Origin of the sequence: Shewanella sp. 10N.286.54.B9 (assembly GCF_041468565.1) — a bacterium.
Taxonomy (GTDB): domain Bacteria; phylum Pseudomonadota; class Gammaproteobacteria; order Enterobacterales; family Shewanellaceae; genus Shewanella.
Genome location: NZ_JBFRIY010000029.1, coordinates 52376 through 76162 on the forward strand (window position 1 = coordinate 52376; position 23787 = coordinate 76162).

General features: G+C 46.6%; 32 protein-coding genes. 29 read left to right on the plus strand and 3 right to left on the minus strand.

Translation table 11 applies throughout. From position 1 onward, the window contains the following. The first annotated feature begins 83 nt into the window (after window positions 1–83). The 6 genes from AB4135_RS10900 to AB4135_RS10925 all read left to right on the plus strand — a co-directional run bounded on the left by AB4135_RS10900 (window position 84) and on the right by AB4135_RS10925 (window position 4446). Window positions 84–323: a hypothetical protein gene (locus AB4135_RS10900; RefSeq protein ID WP_371992791.1), complete on the plus strand. Its 240-nt coding sequence runs from the start codon at window positions 84–86 to the stop codon at window positions 321–323. Next, the gene (locus tag AB4135_RS10905; RefSeq protein WP_371992793.1) at window positions 324–578 is read left to right on the plus strand and encodes a hypothetical protein; all 255 of its coding nucleotides are present in this window, start codon (window positions 324–326) and stop codon (window positions 576–578) included. It begins immediately after the preceding gene. Then, complete coding sequence (locus AB4135_RS10910; protein ID WP_371992794.1) at window positions 578–2881, plus strand: replication endonuclease; 2304 nt, start codon at window positions 578–580, stop codon at window positions 2879–2881. The genes AB4135_RS10905 and AB4135_RS10910 overlap by 1 nt, the downstream gene beginning before the upstream one ends. Continuing rightward, complete coding sequence (locus AB4135_RS10915) at window positions 2868–3131, plus strand: PapB/FocB family fimbrial expression transcriptional regulator (RefSeq protein ID WP_371992795.1); 264 nt, start codon at window positions 2868–2870, stop codon at window positions 3129–3131. The genes AB4135_RS10910 and AB4135_RS10915 overlap by 14 nt, the downstream gene beginning before the upstream one ends. A 658-nt stretch (window positions 3132–3789) precedes the next feature. Beyond that, complete coding sequence (locus tag AB4135_RS10920; protein ID WP_371992797.1) at window positions 3790–4098, plus strand: hypothetical protein; 309 nt, start codon at window positions 3790–3792, stop codon at window positions 4096–4098. 126 nt (window positions 4099–4224) lie between these two features. Then, window positions 4225–4446 (plus strand): hypothetical protein, encoded by a 222-nt coding sequence (locus AB4135_RS10925; protein ID WP_371992865.1) that lies wholly within the window; start codon window positions 4225–4227, stop codon window positions 4444–4446. Here the strand turns inward: AB4135_RS10925 and AB4135_RS10930 are convergent. Further along, on the minus strand, window positions 4370–4621 hold the full coding sequence (locus AB4135_RS10930; protein ID WP_371992799.1) for an ogr/Delta-like zinc finger family protein: 252 nt from the start codon (window positions 4619–4621) through the stop codon (window positions 4370–4372). The two genes, AB4135_RS10925 and AB4135_RS10930, sit on opposite strands and share 77 nt — an antisense overlap. Before the next feature lie 184 nt (window positions 4622–4805). On the opposite strand from AB4135_RS10930, the gene AB4135_RS10935 reads away from it, so the two are divergent. After that, window positions 4806–5654, plus strand: coding sequence for a YEATS-associated helix-containing protein (locus tag AB4135_RS10935; protein WP_371992800.1), 849 nt, complete (start codon window positions 4806–4808; stop codon window positions 5652–5654). Between the two features lie 212 nt (window positions 5655–5866). On the opposite strand, the gene AB4135_RS10940 is transcribed toward AB4135_RS10935, so the two are convergent. Both AB4135_RS10940 and AB4135_RS10945 read right to left on the minus strand, forming a co-directional pair. After that, window positions 5867–6883: a phage portal protein gene (locus AB4135_RS10940; protein ID WP_371992802.1), complete on the minus strand. Its 1017-nt coding sequence runs from the start codon at window positions 6881–6883 to the stop codon at window positions 5867–5869. Beyond that, window positions 6865–8646, minus strand: coding sequence for a terminase large subunit domain-containing protein (locus AB4135_RS10945; RefSeq protein WP_371992803.1), 1782 nt, complete (start codon window positions 8644–8646; stop codon window positions 6865–6867). Before AB4135_RS10945 ends, AB4135_RS10940 begins: the two co-directional genes overlap by 19 nt. Window positions 8647–8847: 201 nt before the next feature. Here AB4135_RS10945 and AB4135_RS10950 point away from each other — a divergent pair, with 201 nt between their 5' ends. The 22 genes from AB4135_RS10950 (at window position 8848) to AB4135_RS11055 (ending at window position 23776) form a co-directional block, all read left to right on the plus strand. Next, complete coding sequence (locus AB4135_RS10950; protein ID WP_371992805.1) at window positions 8848–9753, plus strand: GPO family capsid scaffolding protein; 906 nt, start codon at window positions 8848–8850, stop codon at window positions 9751–9753. 48 nt (window positions 9754–9801) lie between these two features. Next, the gene (locus AB4135_RS10955) at window positions 9802–10824 is read left to right on the plus strand and encodes a phage major capsid protein, P2 family (protein WP_371992807.1); all 1023 of its coding nucleotides are present in this window, start codon (window positions 9802–9804) and stop codon (window positions 10822–10824) included. Between the two features lie 92 nt (window positions 10825–10916). Next, complete coding sequence (locus AB4135_RS10960) at window positions 10917–11474, plus strand: hypothetical protein (protein ID WP_371992809.1); 558 nt, start codon at window positions 10917–10919, stop codon at window positions 11472–11474. Window positions 11475–11512: 38 nt separating this feature from the next. Next, window positions 11513–12160, plus strand: coding sequence for a phage terminase small subunit (gpM, locus tag AB4135_RS10965; protein ID WP_371992811.1), 648 nt, complete (start codon window positions 11513–11515; stop codon window positions 12158–12160). A 128-nt stretch (window positions 12161–12288) separates the two neighbouring features. Beyond that, the gene (locus AB4135_RS10970) at window positions 12289–12759 is read left to right on the plus strand and encodes a head completion/stabilization protein (protein ID WP_371992812.1); all 471 of its coding nucleotides are present in this window, start codon (window positions 12289–12291) and stop codon (window positions 12757–12759) included. After that, window positions 12756–13250 (plus strand): phage tail protein, encoded by a 495-nt coding sequence (locus AB4135_RS10975; protein WP_371992814.1) that lies wholly within the window; start codon window positions 12756–12758, stop codon window positions 13248–13250. The genes AB4135_RS10970 and AB4135_RS10975 overlap by 4 nt, the downstream gene beginning before the upstream one ends. Then, entirely contained in the window at window positions 13247–13897 is a 651-nt protein-coding gene (locus AB4135_RS10980) for a hypothetical protein (protein WP_371992816.1), read from the plus strand. The genes AB4135_RS10975 and AB4135_RS10980 overlap by 4 nt, the downstream gene beginning before the upstream one ends. 4 nt (window positions 13898–13901) lie before the next feature. Further along, window positions 13902–15008, plus strand: a complete 1107-nt coding sequence (locus AB4135_RS10985; RefSeq protein WP_371992818.1) for a DUF2586 domain-containing protein — start codon at window positions 13902–13904, stop codon at window positions 15006–15008. 39 nt (window positions 15009–15047) lie between these two features. Continuing rightward, entirely contained in the window at window positions 15048–15497 is a 450-nt protein-coding gene (locus tag AB4135_RS10990; RefSeq protein ID WP_371992820.1) for a phage protein, read from the plus strand. A gap of 19 nt (window positions 15498–15516) precedes the next feature. Continuing rightward, window positions 15517–15720: a TraR/DksA C4-type zinc finger protein gene (locus AB4135_RS10995; protein WP_371992821.1), complete on the plus strand. Its 204-nt coding sequence runs from the start codon at window positions 15517–15519 to the stop codon at window positions 15718–15720. Beyond that, on the plus strand, window positions 15717–16265 hold the full coding sequence (locus AB4135_RS11000; RefSeq protein WP_371992823.1) for a glycoside hydrolase family 108 protein: 549 nt from the start codon (window positions 15717–15719) through the stop codon (window positions 16263–16265). Before AB4135_RS10995 ends, AB4135_RS11000 begins: the two co-directional genes overlap by 4 nt. 10 nt (window positions 16266–16275) lie before the next feature. Further along, entirely contained in the window at window positions 16276–16845 is a 570-nt protein-coding gene (locus AB4135_RS11005) for a hypothetical protein (protein ID WP_371992825.1), read from the plus strand. After that, window positions 16842–17108, plus strand: coding sequence for a hypothetical protein (locus tag AB4135_RS11010; protein ID WP_371992827.1), 267 nt, complete (start codon window positions 16842–16844; stop codon window positions 17106–17108). The genes AB4135_RS11005 and AB4135_RS11010 overlap by 4 nt, the downstream gene beginning before the upstream one ends. After that, window positions 17105–17371 carry a putative phage tail assembly chaperone gene (locus AB4135_RS11015; RefSeq protein ID WP_371992829.1) on the plus strand — a complete coding sequence of 89 codons (267 nt, stop codon included), beginning with the start codon at window positions 17105–17107 and terminating at the stop codon, window positions 17369–17371. Before AB4135_RS11010 ends, AB4135_RS11015 begins: the two co-directional genes overlap by 4 nt. Before the next feature lie 41 nt (window positions 17372–17412). After that, window positions 17413–17559, plus strand: coding sequence for a DUF6890 family protein (locus AB4135_RS11020; RefSeq protein ID WP_371992831.1), 147 nt, complete (start codon window positions 17413–17415; stop codon window positions 17557–17559). A gap of 30 nt (window positions 17560–17589) precedes the next feature. Then, window positions 17590–19989: a phage tail tape measure protein gene (locus AB4135_RS11025; RefSeq protein WP_371992832.1), complete on the plus strand. Its 2400-nt coding sequence runs from the start codon at window positions 17590–17592 to the stop codon at window positions 19987–19989. Beyond that, window positions 19986–20342 (plus strand): DUF2590 family protein, encoded by a 357-nt coding sequence (locus AB4135_RS11030; RefSeq protein ID WP_371992834.1) that lies wholly within the window; start codon window positions 19986–19988, stop codon window positions 20340–20342. Before AB4135_RS11025 ends, AB4135_RS11030 begins: the two co-directional genes overlap by 4 nt. After that, window positions 20323–21513: a baseplate J/gp47 family protein gene (locus tag AB4135_RS11035; RefSeq protein ID WP_371992836.1), complete on the plus strand. Its 1191-nt coding sequence runs from the start codon at window positions 20323–20325 to the stop codon at window positions 21511–21513. The genes AB4135_RS11030 and AB4135_RS11035 overlap by 20 nt, the downstream gene beginning before the upstream one ends. Further along, window positions 21510–22115: a phage tail protein gene (locus AB4135_RS11040; protein WP_371992838.1), complete on the plus strand. Its 606-nt coding sequence runs from the start codon at window positions 21510–21512 to the stop codon at window positions 22113–22115. Before AB4135_RS11035 ends, AB4135_RS11040 begins: the two co-directional genes overlap by 4 nt. Further along, a complete protein-coding gene (locus AB4135_RS11045) occupies window positions 22099–22680 on the plus strand; it encodes a phage tail protein (RefSeq protein ID WP_371992840.1) in 582 nt (193 codons plus the stop codon). The genes AB4135_RS11040 and AB4135_RS11045 overlap by 17 nt, the downstream gene beginning before the upstream one ends. Continuing rightward, the gene (locus AB4135_RS11050) at window positions 22677–23480 is read left to right on the plus strand and encodes a hypothetical protein (RefSeq protein ID WP_371992842.1); all 804 of its coding nucleotides are present in this window, start codon (window positions 22677–22679) and stop codon (window positions 23478–23480) included. The genes AB4135_RS11045 and AB4135_RS11050 overlap by 4 nt, the downstream gene beginning before the upstream one ends. Further along, window positions 23480–23776 carry a hypothetical protein gene (locus tag AB4135_RS11055; protein WP_371992844.1) on the plus strand — a complete coding sequence of 99 codons (297 nt, stop codon included), beginning with the start codon at window positions 23480–23482 and terminating at the stop codon, window positions 23774–23776. Before AB4135_RS11050 ends, AB4135_RS11055 begins: the two co-directional genes overlap by 1 nt. The last annotated feature ends 11 nt before the right edge of the window (window positions 23777–23787 follow it).

Consider the following 23787-nt stretch of genomic DNA (forward strand, 5'->3'; position numbering starts at 1 on the left):
AGCGGGCACAAAAAAGCCACTTCCGTTGCACCGGTTGTGGCCGTGTCGCCCAAATCAATTATACGTACTAAGGAATAACCATTATGGATACGACAATACAGAGTTTAACAACTGATGATGCTATTCGCAATGAAGCTAATAGAGTCATTAACGCTCTATATCACTCAAGCTTCCCAATTAAACCCATAGTAGCTGAGTCGGTGATCGAGTCATTAGAAACGTTAGCTGAATCTCTTGAGCTGCCTGTCGCTAAAACACTACGGATTAGATTGATAGCAATCCGTAACAATATTCACGTGAACCAAATTTCAAAGGTGGCATAAATGAAGAATGCAGCCTTTAGACATTTGCTTAACCATTACCGAGCAGAAAAGCGCATTTTAGTGAGCGACGTTAAACACTATGTTGAGCATCAGCATACGTGCGCCGACTCAAGCTACTTATCTATTGCCAAACATACAGGTGCATTGAACTGTTTATATTGGCAAGCGTTGGGAAATGATCTAACGAACTTTGCTAAAGGGATCCGTCGAACGCTGGAAAAAGCTAAGGCGATGCACGGTATCGAGGGCTTATAATGTATAGCCCAACACTTTCCCCACAGACCGAGGCATTGCCCTCGGCTGTTTTTTCTGGTTTTGTTAAAGCACCGCCGCAGGGGCGTGAATGTGTATTTACTGCTAATTACCAGCACATTGAAAAAGTTGAGCCGAAAACGTTTGAGCAATATCAACAACTCAACTTTCTTGATGGCTATAGAACCGCGGTTTTACCTGCTCACAGAAATGCACGCCAGTCACTCAAAGAGGTTAACGAGTTACTCGAACAAGTATCGCCAAATCATACGGTACTAAATAGTAATCGCAGCTTTGCCAATACCCGCTTAAGTCACCTGCCTAATAACATTCGCCTTAAAATTACAGAAGAATACCAGCGTCGCTTGAGCTTAGCGGGTGGTAACCCAAGCAATAGAGTGCGCAGTGCCAATATTTATCTACGGAATACCACCGACGTTATCAATAAGGTGTGGCTTAAATACCCGTTTCATAACGTCGGTAGCTTTTTAAGTACCACGTCAAAACACGTTAACGAAAGTAACGGTAAACGAACGACTCACTACGGCGGGTTTGATTTAATCAAATACCGCAAAAGCAAGCGCCTCAAAGATGTGGCTAACCGCTTGGCTCTGGCGGTACTCGATGAAGTGAAAGACAGCGCCAGCCATTACAGTGGTGATGTGGCCTTTTTAAAAGCGTATGACGCTGCAGCTGCAGTTTGCCTGCATTGGCAAGTTAACCCACCTGATTACGCAGACGTAAAACGTAACCAAATTATCGAAGCGGCAGAGTGTGCCATTTTGCGTATGACCAGTCCTAAGTGGTGGCTTAACCAGTTACGTTCATTGCGTGACTTGTGTTGTGAGCATTTGAATGTTGCCGCCGGTCTTGTGGGTGAAGAGAGTCCATACCTAAGCCGCGAAAGTTTTAACGAGTGGTGCGAGCAACAAAAGAGTGGCCGTGAGTGGTTAGAGAACACCATGATTGAGTCAGAGGCGGGAGTCATTCTGCCGTTGATAGATGCCGCTATGGCGGGTACGGCTAACCCGTCAAATCGGTTCGTTGAACTCATTGTTAGAGCGCGTGGGCTGGAAGAGGTTGCAGAAGAGCAAGGCAAGGTGGGCTTTATGGTCACCTTAACCGCCCCCAGTAAATATCACTTCAATTCAGATAAATGGAACTGCGAGAACGCGCAGTTTACGCAAGCCTACCTGTCTGGCCAATGGCGCAAAATCCGCTCAGCTTTATCCTATCGAAAAATCAAAGTTCAGGGGCTACGAGTTAGCGAACCCCACAAAGACGGTACACCACACTGGCACATGTTGATCTTCGTTCATCCTGAACATAGCGATGTATTAAAAGCATTACTTGAAAAATACGCCTTTGAGGTGGATGGCGATGAAGAGGGCGCAGCAGAACACCGCTTAGAGATTGAACCTATAGATAAAACCAAAGGTTCGGCGGTGGGTTACATCGTTAAATACCTGTCGAAAAACATCAAAGGTGAACATATGCAGGGCGAGTTAGATTTTGAATCTGGCTTGTCAGCAAATGATGGTGCGGCGAATGCGGCGGCATGGGCTAGCCGTTATCGTCTACGGCAATTTCAATTTTTTGGATCTTCATCGGTGCAGGTATGGCGTGAACTTAGACGGTTAAAAGAGTGCCCACAACCTGCTGAAATAGAACATGCCAGGGCGGCGGCTGAAAGCTCAAATTGGAAAGCTTTTGAGCAAGCCTTAACGGTTAATCCTATCAAACTTGAATATGAAGAGACTGAATGCGGCAATGAGTTTGGCGAAATGACCAAGCGGGTGCTTGGCTTATGCGCTTTGGCTACCGTCGATGGTGGTGAAACCAAAGTGAGATCACTTATTACCCGTGGTGAGAAGTGGACGCTTAGAACCATGGATGAAAACGAAAAAGCTAATTACAAGAAGCTGAAGGAAGAACGCGCTGCCATTTTTAGAACTAACAGCAGTATTGAGAACAAAGAAGACAAGTTGCCAATGCCAAAGTGGAAGCAGCAGAAAGCGGTTGCTGTTGGCAGTTGCTCTTGCCCTAAGAGTCGCGGCAGCGGCGATACTTGGACTTGTGGGAATAACTGTACAGAATCGATTTTGTCGGCTGAACAGCCTAGTTTCTCTGCAGAGTCTTTGCGTTATTTAGCCTCTCACGGTGTTGTCGATCCTTATTCGCTTGAGCAGCTTGCTAAGGGGTTAAGAGTCTTTACTGATTCTGGTCGTATTTGGTGGGTGAGTAACGGCCAGTTGCAGTTTGAGCGGTTGTTTGATCATGAGGAGAATGAATTTGATTGCTTCTAATAATTCAAGACCGTTAAAGGTTCTTGTTCAAGGGCGTGAAACCGCTGAGGGAGTGGGAGTGTTGCTTAAGATGACCCGCATAAGTAGCCAAGCGAAAGTTGATGCGCTAATGGCGCACTTGGTTGATGGCCTGCCCGCTAAGAGGGCTTATTGGCGTTATCAAGTTTCTCAGCAGCATTTTAGCCAGGCATTGGCGAAGTTGAATCATGCTGCAGATCTTGCGTTGCAGTATCAAGTGATAAGGAAATAACCAAAACAAACATTAGTTAGCTAGTGTTCATAATTGATGGATACATTCATTGTTAATAGATCTCTTATGTTCGCATCCAAACAAATGATGTAATAAATCATCTGTTTATAATCAATGCTTTAGCTTGTTTTTTTGCTTGACGTCAAAGCCATTTAAGCAATAATGTTCTATTAGTGAACGAAGTTATAGAGGTGGATAAACTGAAATGATCAGTGGTTATTTTAGTGAAGAGCTAGCTATTTTTAGTTGCTACCACAATTCGTAAATCACGCAAGAGGCAAAATGTGTTTTTTATGATTTATTCTTATTAAAAACCATTTATAGAATGCTGGTTAAGGTGGTTTTTACTTACTTAAAATCACTTTTAATCTTTATATTGTCAGAAGGGTTTATAGGCTTAAGTGACTGTTTATTTTGAATTGTTGTGTAATATTACCTCTTATTGTTTAGCTGTGACAATGGCGATCTTTCATTAGAAAAAATAATGTATTTATTTTCGCGGCTAAATGTAGGTTTACGGACCGAAATTATTGATTCATGCTAAAAAAACAACCCGTTATTGGCTAGAAAGTTTTCATTGAAAACCCTGTTATGGCTTATTAGCAGCTCATTCAATGACATTTTTATTATCTGACTAAAAATTAACAAGGAGCTACCAATGCTAGAGTTCAAATGCATCAGCCGATTTGGAGACTTTAGGGCCGGATATATCGTAGAAATAATCGATGGTAAGGAAGTTATTAAAAATTTTGTTGTTCGTGATGGCGCTGGGAAGACCCTAAAGACTGGGTGTCAATCATTGGCTGATGCCATCAGTTGGGCTAGAGCAACATTCATGGGTTTGGCAATTAGCCAGTCAAATGAATTAGCTAAGTCGTTAGAGGAGCTTAGTCAAAACCTTGAATTAGTCCCTGAACAAGCTAGTGAAACTGATGTTATTACTGAGATTGCTAAACATGCTCCTTGAGGCGAATGTAATGTTGAGCTTTCAATGACGGCTCTAATTCAAATTTGGTAATCATAGAATTGACGATATATGTGAATAATAGGTTAGGCACCGCAGTTGGTGTGCCAAACGATGGAAAGTAGAATAATGACTGATGAATTTATGTTGTACGAAAAGATGGACATGCTAAGTGAATTGTTTGCAACATTACATACAGAGACAGACAAGGACTTGTGGCACGCAATGTTCGGAGACGTATTAATGAGTTATGCAGTGCAGTATAAGGATTTAGCTATAGAAGGTTCAACTCCTGTTGAAGTTGCTGACGCTGAGTTGGCGAAAGGGCACGAGCAAGTTCCGACACAATAGCACTGGACGTTCGTGCGCTTGGGCTTAGGGTGTGACTAAAGCTTAAACTGGTCACAAACGTGTGGCCGCATTCAGGGTCAGAGCATGAACAGTACAGATCGGCATGGGCAAGGCTCAGTCGGTTTGTTTTACCGATTATCGCAACAGAACCACAGCCCGGACAAAGTACCCGCATATTGACTTCTCAGTTGTTATAGTCTGGTTATTCTATATGACAACACTGTTTTTATAAACAGTGTTGTTAATTTATGGCTAAATAGGCTCTATTTTATGTAGTAAATCTGATGACATTCATTATAACTATATATAACATTGAGCAAATTTTTTTATATTTATATATTTAGAAGGTATTTACCGACATGGATTTGGTTACGGTTCAAGATAATTTGGTAGATAGCGCCGTTACTGCCGGTATTTGGGTGCATAGCCCTATGGTCTTAATGTTGGGGATTGGCCTGTTAGGTGGTTGGTTGTCATGGTTAAATACAGATTATGATTCACCATATTGCCATCGAAAGTTAGCTAGGAACCTTATTACTGGAGTTTTAGCTACATTTATGGTGCCATTGTTTTTACAGATGATAGGTAGTAGTTTGCTAAAAGATATTTCTCCACAATATCAACAGTTTTATGTTTTCTTGGGGATGTGTAGCGCAGCCGCATTTGTAGCACAAAGGTTTGCATCGACGATCTCTGAACAGCTGCTTCAAAAAGCTAATGATAAGGCTGAGCATGCGGAGCAAACGGCAAAAACAGCTTCAGAAAAAACCCTTTCAATAGAAATTCAGCAAATGCAGTTGCAAGGTTCTTTACATATGATAAAGAAGAATTTTGAAGAGGCGTTAGTGTATATGGATGAGTATTTGAAACATAATCCCAAGGATTCTAATACCTTGTGGAGAAGGGCGTATTGTCTCAAAAGGGTTGGTCGAGTATCCAGAGCTCTGAAAGATATAGATGTAGCTATAGACTGTTCTAAGAAGCCACAAGGTATGTTGTATTACAACAAGGCTTGCTATATGGCACTTTTGAAAAGGGATGTATCAGAGATAGTTAAAGTCTTAGAAAGAGCATTAGAATTGGATTATGAGCCAGTCAAAGCCGCTATTGCAAGTGATTTAGAAGGTGACTTTAAGAAGGTTCTAGAAGAAAATAAGTTTATTGACTTCTTATCTAAACATAAGGTAGTTTTAGATGTCACCGAGTGAATTATTGCGTAATATTAATTGATTTTTGTTGAAATTAATTAAGAAAGTGCGTATAAAACCCACAAAATGTTTTATACTAAATAAAACGTATTGTTAGCTGGAGTCACGTATGAGAAAAATTATGACTATTTTTAAAATTCAAGATACAGAGCCACCGATTCTTGGATAAACGTTGCTCAAGTAAAACCGCCATCTAGGCGGTTTTTTTTGGTCTAGCCCAGATCAAACATTAATCTCAACTTACCACCCACCTCAACATCACGGGCAACCGCATCGGCCACATTGTTGATCAGCGGCTTTGTCTCGCTCTTAAAATAAACCGCATCGTATTTTTCGGGGTCGCCAAAGCCTGCTGTATTAGTGGGCACCATGCCGCCGAGCCCGGGCGGAAAACGATGAGCGTTAAACACATCTTGTGAACTGACCGTTTTAACATTGCCAAACTCATCTTTTGATTCAAAGTTACCCACGGGGATGATCTGCAGCCCTTTCTCTTTACCGTTGGGGATATTCACAAACAGCGACTTAAAATTGCCCACGCCTTTACTGTTTTGTATTTTCTCCTGCAAATCCTTTTCAACATTCGGGTCCAGGTTCGGGTCGGTGGCATACATAATAAAGCCCATGTGTGCGCCATTAATAAAGTACTTGCGGCGAAACAGTGTGGCATCTTCACCCAGCAGCGCCGCTTGTAAACCGCCTAAGTAATCAGCGCAGCCATAAACTTGTTGCACGGGGTCGTATTGGCGCACCCAAATAATATCCTTGGCTTTATAACGCTTAACTTGGTTGTCACGTTCCAGCACCACTGCACCGCCATCGTCACTGACGCGGGTGCGGTAGCTGGGCAACGGAAATAAACGCACGACTTGCCTAAAACCGTTACGGATCTTGAGCAAAGCCACATCACCAAACTGCACCAAGTTTAAAAAGGCTGCGTTAACTTGTTGGGCGCTCATACCACCAGATTTAAACCGACTCGCGGCCATATTGGCACGACTTTGTACAATGCCGCCATGCTGTGCATTACGGCGGGGTAAGTTGGCGAGAAGATGCCTATCAACAGGCGGTTCCCAGTAGCCATCACCTTCGTTGTAATACAGCGAATCATAATCGGTGAGCCACATGTTTGGCATGACTTGTTCGGGCAAGTTAAACGTCACTATGCTGTTTTTCTTTTCGTCAACTGCAGTGTCGTCGTTTGCGGCTGTTAGTGTTGCATCGACCATGTGGAAGTCCTTTGATGTGCGTGGTTTAACGGTTCATTAATAACGGCATGGCTGATGGCAAAAAACACATCGGCGTGGCCTGTGGTGTTGTCGCGGCTGGCTTTAAACGTAATAGCGCCGCCCGACTCGGTGACGGTGCGGCGGATAGATAAACAGCTCATGGCAATGTCTTTGTGTGCGGCGTCCCACTCAAGGCGACCGCCCTCAATCACATCAATCATTTTAAGTACTAAACGGCTTTTGCTGCCTACGCTGTAATGGATGGCGGTGGCTTCGCGTGGGTACAATGTCGAAATGGAATCGAATACCCCTGTACCAATGCCTGTGGTATCAACGCCAATATAGGTGACGTTATAACGGGCATATATTTTTTGAATTTCACTAACGTGGTGTGAAAAGTTCAAACCACGCCAATAGTGCTTTTCAAGTACTCTGAATTTTTCGCCTTTCTTTTCACCTGGTGCAACCACCACGAGCGCCGCATTGTCGCGCGTTCGTGACGGATCATAGCCAAGCCATACTTCGCGATTCGCAAACGGTCGTGCATTTTTAGGTTTGTGATCTTGCCAGCGGGCAGCATCAACCATGCACTTTTCAAGGTCGCTGAATTTAAATACGCTGTCGGCATCATCAACAAAGATGCACATAAAAAGGTTATTAAAGTCATCGGCGTTGTATTCGTCTTGCAGCTCCTCGATATCGAACAGCTCACAGCCACCCGCAAGGGCGTCTTCAATAGTGACGATGTAACGCCATTGTTTGTCTGGGCATAAACGGCCACGGTCGCGCAACTCTAAAAAGGTCGGAAACTCTACGGTTTCGCGTTCGCTCTTACCTTGTCGCCAGTGATCCCCCGTCCAAAATGAATAGGCGGGATGGGCTTTGGTTGATGGGGTCGAAAAGTAGGTTTTGCGCCAGTTCTTATGCGTGGCCATGGCCGAGGCCAGTTTGTTGAGCACATCAAACTTACCAATCCAAAAGTACTCATCCACATAAACATGGCCATGGTAACTCTGAGCAGTTTTGCTGTTGGTACTTAAAAAGCGCAGCTCTGCATCACCATGTGCTGTGTGCAGCACAATCGGGTTACCGGTTAATTCAATTTCAAAAAACTGCTGCGCTATTTGCACAATGTAGGTGCGGAAAACTTCAGCTTGTGAGCGAGAAGCCGACAAGAATATTTGCGGATCCCCGGTTAATACTGCTTGCTCAAATGCTTCACCTGCAAAGTAGTAGGTAGCACCAATTTGGCGGGACTTAAGAATGTTACGAATACGCCGATGCAGGTTCTCGTGCATCACTTTTTGATATTCAAATAAAGAGGCGTACCAAGCGGCAAAATCCTCCTCAGTTAAATGGCTAACATCATTCTTACGTTTGCGGCCTTTGCGTTTGCTTGGCGCTGACTCACTTTGCTGATCGTCACTTTTACTTTTTTTGTTGCTACTTTTATTTGGTCCAAATGAATGGCCTTCACTGACTAAACGCTGCTTTTTGAGCTTTACATGCTTTTCAATCAGCATGTCGAGCTCTTTAATCTGCCCGCCAGACTTATCGGCAATATCGGTTAGCATCACAATACGGCGGGCAATGGCTTCGTCGACTTCTTCCTCGCGCAGCATATCGCGCCAGCTGTATTTATCCGCCCAAAAGTAGATCACCCGCGTATTTGGCAGGTTGAGTTCGTTGCGGATCTCGTCGGGCGTCCAGCGTTTTAAATAGAGCCTTTTTGCGGCCTCGCGTATTTCGGGGGAATAAGCCATAGGGCTAAAAATGCACTCGTATAAATGAAAACTTCCTGCAGTGTATTCATTACTGACACGCCTATAACTGACTTATGTTCGGCTGGATTCGGATAACCCTCTCTATCCGAATTGCTCAGAATCAAACCAAGTGCCAGCAAGGTTTTAGCTGGCTATGCTGCCTGCAATATCGATTAATAACGTTTGATGTGGGTAGCAAAAATGGGCAAGCAAACAGGCTGGGTAATCGCAGCAACCGAAGGTGCTACCGTTGATGGTCGCACGATTACCAAAGAGTGGATTAAAGATATGGCCGCGCAGTATTCGGTTGATGAATACACCGCCATGATTTGGCCTGAACACTTCCGCTCAACGTGGGGCCCATTTGAAGGTAAAAACTGGGGCACAGTTGACGAAGTTAAAGCCTCAACAGCAGGGGGGAAGCTGCGCTTATACGTCAAACTCACCGCTAATGATTACCTGTTAGAAGCTAACAAAGACGGCCAAAAGCTGTTTATGTCAATTGAGCCAAACACTGACTACCAAGGCACAGGTAAAGCGTATCTACAAGGTATTGCAGTCACCGACTCGCCAGCATCAACAGGCACGACCCGCCTTAAATTCTCAGCCGGTGAAAACCAGCACGACCACGAATACAGCCAGCTAGAAACCCTCGAATTTAACGATTTTATTCAAGAGCCACAGACCAAGTCGGTACAAAGCCGATTGTTTGGCTTGCTTGAAACATTTTTCAGAAATAACACGCCTGAACCGGCACCCGATATCGAAGAGGAAGAACCAATGAACAAAGAACAGTTTCAACAGCTAATGGATAAAGTCGATGGTATCGGCGGCAAGGTCGATGAGCTGGAAGGCAAGGTTGCAACCTTTAGTAAAAATCCGGCAGCTAACCCTCCAGGTGATGATAACCCTGATGGCGATCCGCCAAAAGATGAGCAACCAACAGGCGGGATCACTAGTGAGCAGTTCTCATCGCTTATGGAAAAGGTTGATGGTATCGCGAATAAAACTGAAGCCCTAAGCACAGACTTTGCTGCGCTAAAAAAGGAAACAGGCAATCAAGAACCAGATCCTGCAGGCCAAGGTGATTCATTCTCGGTTGTATAAACCGCGGTAATTGATAGCTGACATTCACAACTAAAAAGAGAGTTCCCAATGAATTTAACTGCATTAGCAAAAGCCTGTTTACTTGCTTACAACACGGGCATGGCAAAAAGTTATGGCGTTGATGATGTACAGCATCAGTTTAGCGTCACAGCCCCAATGGAAATCAAACTGAAAGCAGCTTTGCTGGATTCGGTAGCGTTCTTATCAATGATTACCACTATGGACGTTGACCAAATTAAAGGTCAAGTCATTAAAGTGGGTAACTATGGTATTGCCACTGGCCGCAAGAAAGATGGTCGATTCGTAACTGAAAACGGGCTTGACGGTCATACCTACGAGTTAGTTGAAACTGACTCTTGCTCTACAGTCCCTTGGGCGACGTTAGCAGTTTGGGCAAATGGCGGTACTCAAGGTCAGTTTATGAAGTTGATGAGCCAAAACACCACACTGCGTTTTGCACTCGATATGCTGCGTGTTGGTTTTAACGGTAAAACCGTGGCTGAGAACTCAGACCCAGATGCTAACCCAATGGGTGAAGACGTTAACAAGGGCTGGCATCAAATCGTTAAAGAGAAAGCCGCTGACCAAATTGTCACAGATCCTATCTACTTTAACCCTGATGCAGAAGTGTTGAAAGACGGTGAATACAAGACACTTGATGCGATTGTCACCGAGCTTAAAAACACCTTGATTCATCCATCTCTACGTAATGATCCTCGCCTTGTTGTGTTGGTCGGTAGTGACTTAACCGCAACGGCACAAACCAAGTTAATGAATCAAGCCGACAAACCAACTGAACGTGTCGCTGCACAGCAAATGGATAAAAACATTGGTGGCTTACGTGCTTATACGCCGCCGTTCTTCCCTGGTAAACGCATCGTGGTAACACTGCTTTCTAACCTGCATCTTTACACGCAAAAAGGTACGCGTTCGCGTAAGTCCGAAAACGTGGAAGACCGCAAGCAGCATGAAGATAAGTACTGGCGCATGGAAGGTTATGCCATCGAAGAGTTCGAAGGCTATGCCGCTGTGGATGAAGCCAATATGCATATCGGTGCTAAGCCTGCATAAAGGCCGTAAGGAATAGGCACTCGCTGAGTGCCTGAACCCTCTTTGCCGTTTGACCTTTTTACATTAGAACCAGAATTCACAGGGACATTGCTATGAGTGCTATTGCCAATTTTAAAAAACGCCGCGCAGCTGAAAACAAAGCAGTGCAGGGAACTGCATCTATCACGGTGACGCACGCCAACGAAGCACTAACGCTACTGGCCAAACTGCTCGGTTGTGACGAGTCCGAAGCTATTGAGCAAGGGCGTGTTGCCGTTGAGCAAAAAGCACGGTTCGTTGAAGTGCATGTTGATCTTGCCGCCGGTGAAGACAAAAGCGTAACGGCTGCAGTGACTACTGATAGTGATGGCCAAGTCACTGACATTAGCGAAATCAATACCGAGCTTAGCGACAGCGCCGACAGTGTGAACCAAGCTGCTGAAAACGTGGAGCTCGCCACTGATAACGTCAACCAAGCCGCTATAACCATCGACAGTGCAGCAAGTGATGTTAGCGAAGCCTCCTGCGATTTAGCTTACAGCGCAGACGATATTGCCAGCGCTGCTGCAGATATTAAAGAAGCGACTACCGAATTAAAAAAGCCGTCGGCGGGGCAAAAATCCTCGCCTGGCGTGAAGAGCGACAAAGCCAAAAGCAGCTCGAAAAAGTAAGCCAAACAGGTGATGCGCAATACGCGCCAAGCCTGCACTTGCAGCTTATTGAACTTGAAGAGGACTTGAAGCGCCTCAAGGGCTTGGTAAGACGGGCTGATAAAGTTGCCCATAAACGTGACGTGTTACTGCCTAAGTGGCTACCGATTGTTAACGAGTACTTAGCCGCGACTGATAACGAACATGAAAAGGACAAAGTTGATGACAACCCTATTTTTGCTTATTGCGTTGTTTGGCTGTTTGACATTGATGATCTTGCCCAAGGCATTGAGCTCGGCCTCAAAGCGATTGAGCTTAAGCAACCTATGGCACGCGCAATTCGACGTCAATGGGCAGGCTTTATTAGCGATGCTGTTTTTGATTGGGCAGAGATTCAAGCAGAAAACGGCCACAGTATTGAACCGTATTTTAGCCAGGTGTTTAACCGCGTTATTAATGACTGGAAACTGCCTGAACAAGTCACGGCTAAGTATTACAAGTTTGCAGGGCTGGCGTTACTGCGCACCACTAATGGTGAGGTTAAGCCAACTCAAGTGGGCGACATTGACCGCCTGCAGCAAGCTGATGCTTTGCTCGAAAAAGCCGCCAGCTTGCATAAGCATGCTCAGGTAAAAACGGTACGCAACAAGATTGAAATGAGAATACGTGCGTTAGAGGCTTATGGCTCTCAAGAGCAAGGCACTTAGCGCAAGGGACCGACTCCCAACCCTCCAGTGCACTGGCTGAGTGTTTTAACGGGCGACCGCTAAAAAACCACTGTGACGCCAACTGCACTGAACCTAATTTAACGATGTAGCCAAACGGTAGAGAAAGCATGAGCGGATTTGGATTTGAGGCAGCAACACAAGCAAGCATCGCTATCGACACCGATAGTGGTTGGCCTGCCATGTCTACCGTTGAGTTTCGCCAGCATCGCCGCATTCCCGAAACCTTTGAAGAGCAAGCACTCGCTGACTCACTTAATCGCAGTGTTGCCGAAGTACAACAGCAGTTACTTCAATACCTCACATCAACAACCGTCGCAGCGCAAGACAAGGATGTGCCATTCGCCCTAGACGCCAGTCTGGTTCCTGATTTCAGTGAGCAGCAAGTCAGCATTTACCGCGCGGCAATCTATGCCCGCTCTCATGCCGACTTGCTGGGCTATTTTTCTGCGGTTGACCAAAAAGAAGCCGGTAATAACAAAGCGGAAAATGCTGAGCAACAAGATGTGATGCTAGCACAGTCAAACCGTAGCGTTCGCTTGCTGCTTGGGCTCGGTCGTGCGGGAGTGCACTCGCTATGAGCCAGTACCAAACCAAGACGCAGCTGCAGCAGTTAACAGAGTTTCTACTCGCTAGCCTGTCGCCAGTCATTAAAGCCAACAATATTGATGCTTGGCAGGAACGCGGCACGTTAATACTAAGCGGTGAAGACAAAGGGGCTGGCGGTTATGAAGTCGCTAAGTGGAAGCACAGCGCAGTGATTGCGCTGGAAAAATTCCCGCATCGCAAAGTTAACCCTTACAACCTGTTGGCAATGGTCTCTGCTTATCTGCTCGACAGCGATTGGCCGCGCGACATCTACGATTTAGCCGATCCTGATATCGATATTGATATGGAAAGCAAAGACACCACCACCGTATTAATAGAAGTCGAACTGCTTGATGACATCGAACTGATCCCCGATGACACCGGCCCCGTGCAATTTAATGGTGGCCGTTATCGTGTGTCGCTCGTGCCGCTCAATATTGCCGACAGTATTGAAACCCACGTATCGATGGCAGGTGACGCATGAGCTTAGTGATCACGCCGAACAGCCGTAATGCCCTTACGGTGAAAGACCAACTAACCATGCTGGCGTTACCTGGCAAGAAACGCACTCGAATTTTAAAAACGCTTGGTCGTTTTGAGCGTGCCAAAGCGCGTAAACGCATTAGTAAACAAAGCACGGTTGATGGGCACAAATTTGCCGCTAGAGCCGATGGCCGTAAGGCCAAGATGCTTAAAAAAATGACTAGGAAATTAGAGCCGTATGTCAAAAGTGCTAACCGCTTAGAGCTTAAACATAAGTCGCCCCAAACAGGGCGAGTGGCTGCTTTTCAACAAGAGGGTGGCATTGAAAAGTACACCGCTAAACAAGCCAAAAAGCGCAATGGTGTACCGGATTACAAAGGACCATGTACTCGACGCCAAGCCAAAGCACTAGCAAGGTCGGGCTATAGAATCCGAAAAGGCAAAGGCAAGCGTTACCGCCGTGCAACTATCACTGAAATTATGGACAACTTGACCCTTGGGCAAGCGGGGTTAGTGCTGCGCACATTACGCAGTACTAAAGCGGAATCAAGCTGGGATATTCAAGTTTCCCCGCGCCCATTTTTAGGCGATACGCCTGACAATGTGCAAACCGAATTAGCCAAACTATTAAGCCAAACAAGAGGATAACCCTATGCCATTAGGTAACGTTACCGTAAACAACCAAAACCAAGCACAGGGTGAGGTGCAAGCCATTGAGCGCCACTTTCTCTTTGTTGGTTTAGCGGGCACAGTAGAAGAAGAGAGCCAGTTGTTTTCACTCAATGCACAAAGCGATCTTGAGTCGATGTTTGTTGATAGCAACCTACGCACTCAACTTATTGCTGCGCAGTTAAACGCTGGCCAAAACTGGACTGCAGCGGCTTACCCGCTTGCTGCAGACGAAACCATAGCCACCGCCATTACGCACGCTAATGAAGTGCAGAGCTTTGAAACATTGGTGGTCTGTGACGTTCAAGCAACCGCGCAAAAGATTAGTGATGCATCAGATTTAGTCCTAGCACTACAAGGCTCACACGGCCGCTGGTGCTCAGTCATCGTTGCACTACCTGGCATTGATAAAGATAACGAAACATGGCCGCAGTATGAGGCCAAACTCACCGCACTGGTTGCAGGCCTCGCACTGCCATTAGTGGTGCCAGTGCCACAGCTTAACGGCAATAACGCGGGTGTACTGGCTGGCCGCTTGTGTAATCGCAGTGTGAGTATTGCAGATTCTCCTATGCGCGTGGCGACAGGCTCGGTTGCAGGGCTTGGGACTATGCCAGTTGATTCTGCTGAAACACCGTTGTCGTTGGCCACGCTTAACACCTTAGCTAAAGCGCGTTTGAGTGTGCCGCAGTGGTATCCCGATGTGGCGGGTGTTTACTGGGGCGATGGCTCAACGCTTGACGTTGAAGGCGGCGATTTTCAGGTGATTGAAAATCTGCGAGTGGTGCACAAAGCGAGCCGCGAGGTGCGCGTTCGCGCCATCTTACGTGTCGCTAACCGCATTCTTAACTCTACGCCTGCCAGCATTGAGCTCAACAAGGCTTACTTTATGAAGCCGCTACGGGTGATGAGCAAAACCACCAAGGTCAATGGTGTGCCGTTCCCAGGTGATATCACGCCGCCTAAAGAGGGCGATATCGATATTGTGTGGCTGACTAAAACCAAAGTCACTATTGCCATGGTCGTGCGTCCTTATAACAGCCCTAAATCAATCACCGTCAACATCATGTTGGATCTTAGCGTGCTGTAAGCGCTAAGACTCACGCAATATATTTGAGGAGCAAGCAACATGCGTTTATCAGGAATGAATTTTAGAACTCATATGGGTGATACCGCTATCCAAGTTGATGCGGCCACGGTGTCGATTACTGACAATAGTGGTGTGTCACAAACCGGTGGTGTGCCCGACGGTGCGGTCGATGGCGATGTGGCGGGTAACGGTGAGCTAACCGTTAACGCGGCTAACTTTGCGCTGATTAGCCAGCAAGCAAAAGCAGCCGGTTCATGGCGCGCGCTACCAAACTTCGACATTCAGTTTTACGCCAAAACGGCACAAGACGAAATCAAGGTTGAATGCTTTGGTTGCCGTATCAAGCTTAGTGATCTGCTGGATATCGACAGTAAAGGCGGCAGCGCCAGCCTGTTTAAAATCCCGTTCGATATTACCGACCCTGACTTTGTGCACATCGATGGCGTGCCGTACCTGCGCCCAGATGAAATTGAACACATCGTGCAATAACAGCTTGGAGAAGTAATGAATGGATGATGCAGATTTAGCGGTCAGACATGAAGCGCGAGCAGAGGAAAGAGCGAACGCTTTTCGCCGTAACGCTAAACCTGCAGCGCCCAGTGCCAGCCATTGTATTGAGTGCGGTGAGCCGATTAGCCAAGCAAGGCAGCAAGCGGTGCCAGGTGTGCAACTTTGTATTGATTGCCAAACCTTAAGTGAGAAAAAGCGATGAGCCAATTACGTAACAGATTGATAGCTGAAGTCATCGAACGCGAGGGCGGTTATGTGAATGACCCGACTGATCGCGGCGGCGAAACCATGTACGGCGTTACGGTAAAAGTGGCGCGTGAGTATGGCTTTAAAGGTGCTATGTGTGACCTGCCTTATGAACTGGCTTTTAACATCTACCAAGACCGTTATTGGGCACCGTTAAAACTGGATGAAATCCAGCCATTAAGTGAAGTACTCACCGAGCAGCTTTTTGATTTTGGGGTTAACTCTGGTGTTGGCCGTGCAGGTAAATGTTTGCAGCAAGTGTTGAATGTACTCAATAACCGCCAAACACTTTACCCCGATCTAAACGCTGATGGTGTGGTCGGTAGCCGCACATTGCGTGCATTGAATAAGTACGTTGACCACCGTAAGCAAGGCGGCTTGAAGGTGCTGATTGAAGCGGTGCGTGGTCAGCGAATTAGCTTTTGCATCAACATCGCGGTGAAAGACGAAAGCCAAGAAAAGTACCAGTTTGGCTGGCTTCAACGCATCGTGCATTTATAAGGAGCTCGCCATGAACCTGTTAAGCATTTTAGGCAAAGTCGGCACCTCTATTTTGGCCGATGTGATCCCCGGTGGTAACACCATTTTAACGGCGGTTAATGCGTTTTTACCGGATGACAAGCAGCTAGGTGATAGAGCCACTGGTGCTGAAATACAAGACAGCGTAGCGGCCCTGCCTGCAGATGTGCAAGCGCAAATATTGACCAAAGAATTTGATGTTGAAATTACCGCCATTGAAGAACACACCAAAGTAATAACCGCTTTGGGGGGTGTGGACAAAACAGGCCATTCAACACGACCGGCTATTGCCATGATGATGGCTAAAATCGTGGCGTTCTCAGTCATTGTGTTGGTGTCGTTCTTAGCGGTCGCCATGTATCACGGTGATAACCAAACCATCGTGGCTATTGGTGACAACTGGCCGTTAGTGATTGCAATTCTTGGCACGCCAACCGCACTGCTGCGCTCGTACTTTGGTATGCGCACGAAAGAGAAACAGCAGAAGTATCAAGCGGTATCAAACGTTGCGCCTACATCAATATTGTCAAACATCATTAGCCGAATAGGGAAAGCAAAATGAACGATGTAGCCACTTGGGTAATGGTCGTTATCGCCTTTTTAAGTTTGGTGCTGGGCGTACTGGTACCGGTGATAGTTGCCATATATAACGCGCACAAAACGACGGCGAAGGAATTAAGCGAACATAAAACCCACGTGGCGGAAACCTACGCCACCAAAGACGATGTAAAAGATTTAGGCGACCGAATCGAGCGCCAAATGAAAGACGGCTTTAACAACCTCAAAGAACTCTTTAATAACCGAAAAGATAAGGATGCAGCATGAACAAGACCGTAACGTTAACCATAGGTAACACCGACTTTAAATTTAACCTAACCGTGAATGACCACGCAGATTTTGTTGATAGCGTATCGCGTGGCGGTTCTATCTGCAGTGCCTCGCATAACTTTGCCATGCGCTCGATTGATAAAGCGCAAAAAGAAGAGTTAAAGAAATTACTCGATGTATCGCCAGGTGCCGAGGTGCAAATAGCGGGTGCACTTAAAGGCGAGTTCGCGCCCGCACTGGACATTGCCGTAAAAAAATAAAGGCGCTGGTTGAGTCAATCGACAACAACCAGTTAGAGCAGATGTTAGCCATTAGGCGGCAACAATTGCCCCATGAAGATGACAGTGAGCAGTCCATCGCCCGTGCGTTGTGGCTGCACAAAAACCACTTCGAAAGCCTTGAAGTTGTCACCGCCAACGGCGTGAATAAGGCTTTTGGCGGCAAATAGAATGAGTAACTTAGGGGAGAGTGATCAGCAATGAGCTTACCAAAACCATTGATGTTTACCGTGGGCTTAGTTGACCAGATCACTAAACCTATTGCAAAAATCACTCAGCAATTTAATGGGCTTGCGTCTAACTACCAAGCGGGCACGATGCAAATGGCTACCGGCATTGGTGGTATTGCCGCCAGTGGTTACGCATTACAAAATGCATTAATGCCCGCGATTGAAATGGACCGAGCATTAGGTGAGGTTAAATCACTTGGGGTGCGTCAATCAGCCCTTAAGCAGCTCACCGATACCAGTTACGAATACGCACTTAAATATGGTAAGTCGGCAACTGATTTTGTCGGCTCAAGTTATGACATTCAATCAGCTATTGAAGGGCTGAATGACTCGGATCTATCGCAATTCACCCTCGCTTCAAACGTACTTGCCGCCGCAACCAAAGCCGATGCCGCCACCATTACCAACTACATGGGCACTATGTACGGCATCTTTAAAAATGATGCTAATGCCATGGGTAAAAGTGACTGGGTTAGCCAAGTCACAGGCATGACCGCCACAGCAGTGCAAGCGTTTAAGACCACGGGCGCAGAAATGTCGAGTGCGTTTACGGCCATTGGCGCCGAAGCGCAAAGTGCTGGCATTGGCATGCATGAGCAGATGGCGATTCTCGGCACCTTACAAGCGACTATGTCGGGCAGTGAATCGGGCACTAAATATAAAGCGTTCCTTGCGGGGGTGGGTAAAGCACAAAAAGGGTTAAACCTGCAGTTTACCGATGCCCAAGGTGCGATGTTGCCCATGGTGGATATTTTAAACAAGATCAAAGGCAAGTACGGCGAAACACTAGACGTTGCCGAAGGTGATGCACTGGCTAAAGCCTTTGGCTCACAAGAAGCCGTTGCCACGGTTAAGTTGTTGATGGGTAACATTGATGGTTTAGCGGGCTCAATCAATAAATTGGGTAATGTTAAAGGTATGAGTAAGGCCGAAGAGATGGCCGCTGCCATGACAGACCAAAGCGAACGATTAACCCAAAGCTGGTACGTCATTCGCGCCGCGTTCGGCTCGGCGGTGTTGCCGGCGTTTAATCAGTTTGTCGGCTGGATAGCCGACATGGGCAAAGATGTACTGTGGTTTACCCAAACATTCCCTAATTTAACCCGGGTACTTGGTTATGGTGCCATGGCACTGCTCGGCCTTGTGGCTGCAGGTGGTGCATTCACCGTGATGATGGGCGTGGGGAAGATGGCCATGACTACTTATGGCGTGGCCGCAATGGCATGGGCGGGGATTAATACAGCACTAACATCGGGCTTGGCATCATTGCGCGGCATGATGCTAGCGGTGAATATAGCCATGTATGCCAACCCTGTAGGCTTAGTGGTCGCAGGTATTGCTGCACTGATTGGTGTGGTTGGCTTAGCGGTTTACTACTTTGATGATCTGCGCGCCATGATGGTAGGCACCGCTTGGGGCGAGCCTATATTGTTTGCAGTTGATGCTATTGCTGGGCTACTTAAAACGCTAGGCGGTATTGTGATGAGCGTGTTTGGTAGCTTCTTCAGTATTGTTGCAACTGTATTTAACGCATTAAAACCCTTAGCGAGTTTTCTACTCGATGTGGTGGTGCTTAACCTCAAAATTATGGGCGGAGTATGGGCGGCTGTATTTGGTGTTATCGCTTATGGAATTGGCGGAGTAGTTAGTATCGTTAATTGGGCGGTGACAGGTATTGTTGATGGCTTTACTTGGGCATTTGATGCGGCCGGTGCTGCTTGGAGTGACCTAGTTAATTGGTTTACTAACGATGCTTGGATGCAATATTTACTTGGTAAAGCACTTGATGTTGGCAGTTTCTTCTCATCGATGTGGAACGATATTAAGGCTGTGTTTGCAGAAACTTGGGGATGGATAGCTGACAAGTTAAATATGCTGCCAGGTATTGATATCGATGTCACACCGATTATGGCCGATGTTGATCAAGCGGCGATGCAATCAACGATTCCCGATGTACTTAGAAACCATAATCAACAAGCGGTGCCAACATGGATGCAGCATAGCGCTGCTAATGATGTAGCGAACGCAGCCCCAATGAATGGCCCTTGGTTGAATGCGGGGGCGGTACCACCTAGCTTGCAGGCAGTAACTCCGCCAGCCGTTACCGCACAGCAATCATCTTTTTCTACGCCACTAAAGCCCGATGCAATGACTCAGCAGCTTGATGTGAAGCCGGTGATTAACGAGTCCATGGCCAACACCATTACGCCGCGCTACAACCAGCAAGCGGCAATGAGTGCTAAAGCTAGTCGTACTGCCACGCAATCAAATAGCAAGAGCCTCTCTTTTGGTGACGTGATTATTAAAAATCCACCGAAAAACTTCAGTCTTGCGGAAGTTGCCGAACAACGGGAGCTAATGACCGGATGAGTACTAACGCAAATGACGCTAAATACAGTGATCTGCTGATTAAAGATGGCGCACTCGCTATTGATGTCGGGGCGCAGCCGCAACTGACCAACACGCGCGCCAGTATTGCCCAAGATGTCAAGCACATGCTGATGGAGTCTGGCCTCGTGACTAAGCTGCTAGCCCAGCGCAGTGCGACTATGCGCAGCGATGTGTATACCGAGATGGAGTTATTAATCGAAACCGATAGCCGCTTAGTACCAGGTTCCATTGAGCTCGATATTGCTAAGCCCGAATTAATCACCATTACCGCCATAACCTATGAGTTTGGCGCAATAAGCACAGAGGTTTTACATGCCACGGCCACAAGTTGATTTTGAAAGCGTACTTGCTAGCGATGATGTGCCGTTAACCGCTGAAGGGGTAACGGCATTACTGGAAGCAGATATCATTGCCGCTAACTCTATTATTAGTAACAACAGCGCTATGAGCCCGTTTTGGAAACTGTTCTCTGCCTGTGTGGTTACTCCTGTTTTATGGCTTATTAGAACCTTACTGGCTAACCATGTGCTGCCAGCGATGTTTGCTGCCACTGCGACTGAATTTTATTTAGAACTTAAAGCATGGGACGTGGGGCTGGAGCGCAAATTAGCAGCGAAAACCCAAGGCAATATTACGTTTACTAAGTCTGACATTAGCGCGGCTGTGTGGGTAAAGGCGGGCACGATAGTTCAAAGCGATAGTGCATTAGGTGCCATTTATAATGTAATTGTGATTGCTGATGTAGTGATCCCTGCAGGTGTCTTAAACCTGCCAGTTTTATGTGAAGCAACAGCAACCGGTGCGGGCTATAACTTGGGTGAAGGTTACTACCATGAACTGCCTGAAGCGGTGGCGGGTATTGAGTCGGTAAGTAATGTCGGCGACTGGATTGTAAAAGCGGGTGCAGACAAAGAAACCGATGATGAACTGGCGCTGCGCATACGTGATCAGTTTGCCTCTGTCGGCAGTTATCACATTGACGCCGTTTACCGCGCAGCCATATCCACCTTTGCCGGTATTCGTAGCGACTTACTCTATTTTGAACATGACGCGCCGCGAGGACCAGGCACGGCTAACTGCCATGTAATGATGGAAGTGGGCGAAACGCCGCAAGCGCTTATCAACGACATTAACCACTATATCAATGCTCAAGGTTACCACGGCCATGGCGATGATCTGCAGGCGAGAGCGATTACTGCCAGTGCTACCGATTTAGTGATGACCTTTTGGCATGCACCAGGGCTTGAAGCCGAAGAGGTTGCCGCGCTGAAAGTTGAACTTGAATCGCGCATTCGTGCCGCATTTAGAGAGTCGGATCAACACCCAACATTAACCCGAACATTTCCCCAAAGCGTATTTGTATTTTCAACCTTAAGTAGCGAACTAAGCGCGATGTTGCCGCAACTGAAAAGTCTGCGCTGGCAAAACGATGACTTAATCAATGGGCTGACATTGCCACGGATTAATCGCTTAACCCTCAACAATGGCGGGGCAATTTCATGAGCGATAAAACCCCAGAGTTACCCATGCTAAAGGCGCCGTGGTGGATGGATGGCAAAACGCTAGCAACCACCAACGAACCCCAAGAACCCGCCATGTTAACCACTGGGCTGCAAGCCTTTTGGCAACGGGTGCGCGGTTGGTTCTCGCGGGTACTTGTGCAAAAAGACCCGCTAACTTGCTCGGTCGAGGTGCTTAACCTGTTGGCATGGGAACGGGCGATAACCCGTTTTAATGATGAGCCGTTGTGGTTATATCGCAAGCGGGTGGCTTACGCATTTGTGAATGCAAAAGATGCCGGTAGTACCCAAGGCTTTATCGCCATCATGCACCGCCTTGGTTTGGAAGTAACCAGCATTAGAGAGCGCCAAGCGGGGCAGGATTGGGACAGGGTATCGATTGAAATTGACGATACTGAAATCGCCCCAAATCAAGCGTTATTAGCCGAGTTAATTCGCAGCTATGGCCGAACCTGCCGCCGTTACGACCATTTATCAGTTCGGCTCGTGGTTAACAATGTGGCGCTAACAGAAGCCAACCATGACTTTCAAACACTGACTATTTCAACAACTCGTGAAGGGGACACCAATGGCACGATTAACTAGCTACGGTGAGCAATACATTGCCCAAGCCGTTGGCGATGCGCAAAGCTTTATTGTTGATGAATTTGTGTTTGCCTTTATTCCAGGGCTCGACTTTAAAGCGCCTGAACCCTCAAGTGAACCTATGCCGTCAAACGCCAATATTGTGCATCGAGCAGCGCCGTTAAAACACGGCATCATTAGTCAGAACAAAGTGACCTTTAGCCAAATGCTGTTACCTGAAATTGGCAATTTTGATTTTAACTGGATTGGCTTAGTGCACAACAATCGCTTAATTGCCTTTGCTTATGTTCCGGTGACCACGAAGGTGAAAACTGACAACAGTATTGAGGGCAACACCATCAGCCGCAACTTTGTGCTAGAGCATAAAGGTATCGCTGATGCCATGCCAACCCCCGTGTCGGCTGAATCGTGGATGTATGACTATTCAAACGAGATTGACTACTTACAGAACCGCGTATTGATAAATGCCAGCGCCATTATTAACGCCAACACCGGCATTATTAAAAATGCCCACTGGAACACAACATTGAGCGAGCGCATTCGCTTGCTGGAGGAAGCTAGATGAGTGAACAACTTGATGAGTTATTAAATGAGGTCGGCAATGTGGTGCAGGCCTCTAACGCACAAACGGCAGCAAGCCAAGCGCTAGCGCAGGAAGTGGCGGGCAAGATGGGCGAGCTTGACGCGAAAGCGGATGAAGTTGTCGGGCGGGTTAATGATGCAATCCCGACTGCAGTATCCGATCAAATGTGGCAAACGCTTTATCTCGATCCTGTCAACGGCAGCGATGAAAATACAGGAACGTCAGCGGCGCAATTTAAGACACTAAAAGCGGCCATTGATTCAGTGCCTGTTGGCGGCACTGCAGTTATTCGAGTTGATAATAATGCTGTAATTGATATTGACGAAATCATCAGAGTCGTTAATAAAAATATTGTTTTCAGGGGCGTTGATGCTACGTTCAATGCAAATGCCAGAATAGAACTTTATAAATCTTCATTCAAAAGTTATTACAGCTTGTTAGCAATTAATCAGACGAGTGACTGTGTTTTCTATCACTTCAGTGCTGATATCCGGATTAGTTGTCGAGCGGTGAACCCAACGGGTGATGCGACCCATTTATTCTTAACGCATTACACTGGCGGCGAAACGTCAACGCCAGGTTCACATCATAGCGTCGCGCTTTTCTCTGGAACGGTCAGTGATGCCGCCGATACTTATTATGTTTTTGGTGCCACTTTTAGACAATCATCAATGATAGTTACCACATACTCGTTAACGCTAGGGACGAATGTTGATTTGATAGATCCTATTTTCCATTCACTACAAGTAGGCAGTAAAGGCGTTTACTTACTGGGGGCATAATGAATATTAATTTTAACTATGGTGGTAAGCAGTACCTGAACTTCGACATAGACAGTGAAGAGTGGCAGGCGCTCGATATTACTGATGCGGATAAGCTCGCGATTATTCAGCAAGCCAAAGCAGATGAGCAGCTTAGGTTGCGTTCAGATGCGTATAAAAACGAAGCGGATCCCTTACATATCGAATGGCAATTTGAGGTAGAAACTCAAAACCCCGATGCCGATACATATAAGCAAAAGTGGATAGAGAAAGTGCAGCAGATAAAGTTGCGCTACCCATTAGTTGAACTTAGCTAATGAGGGGCTAG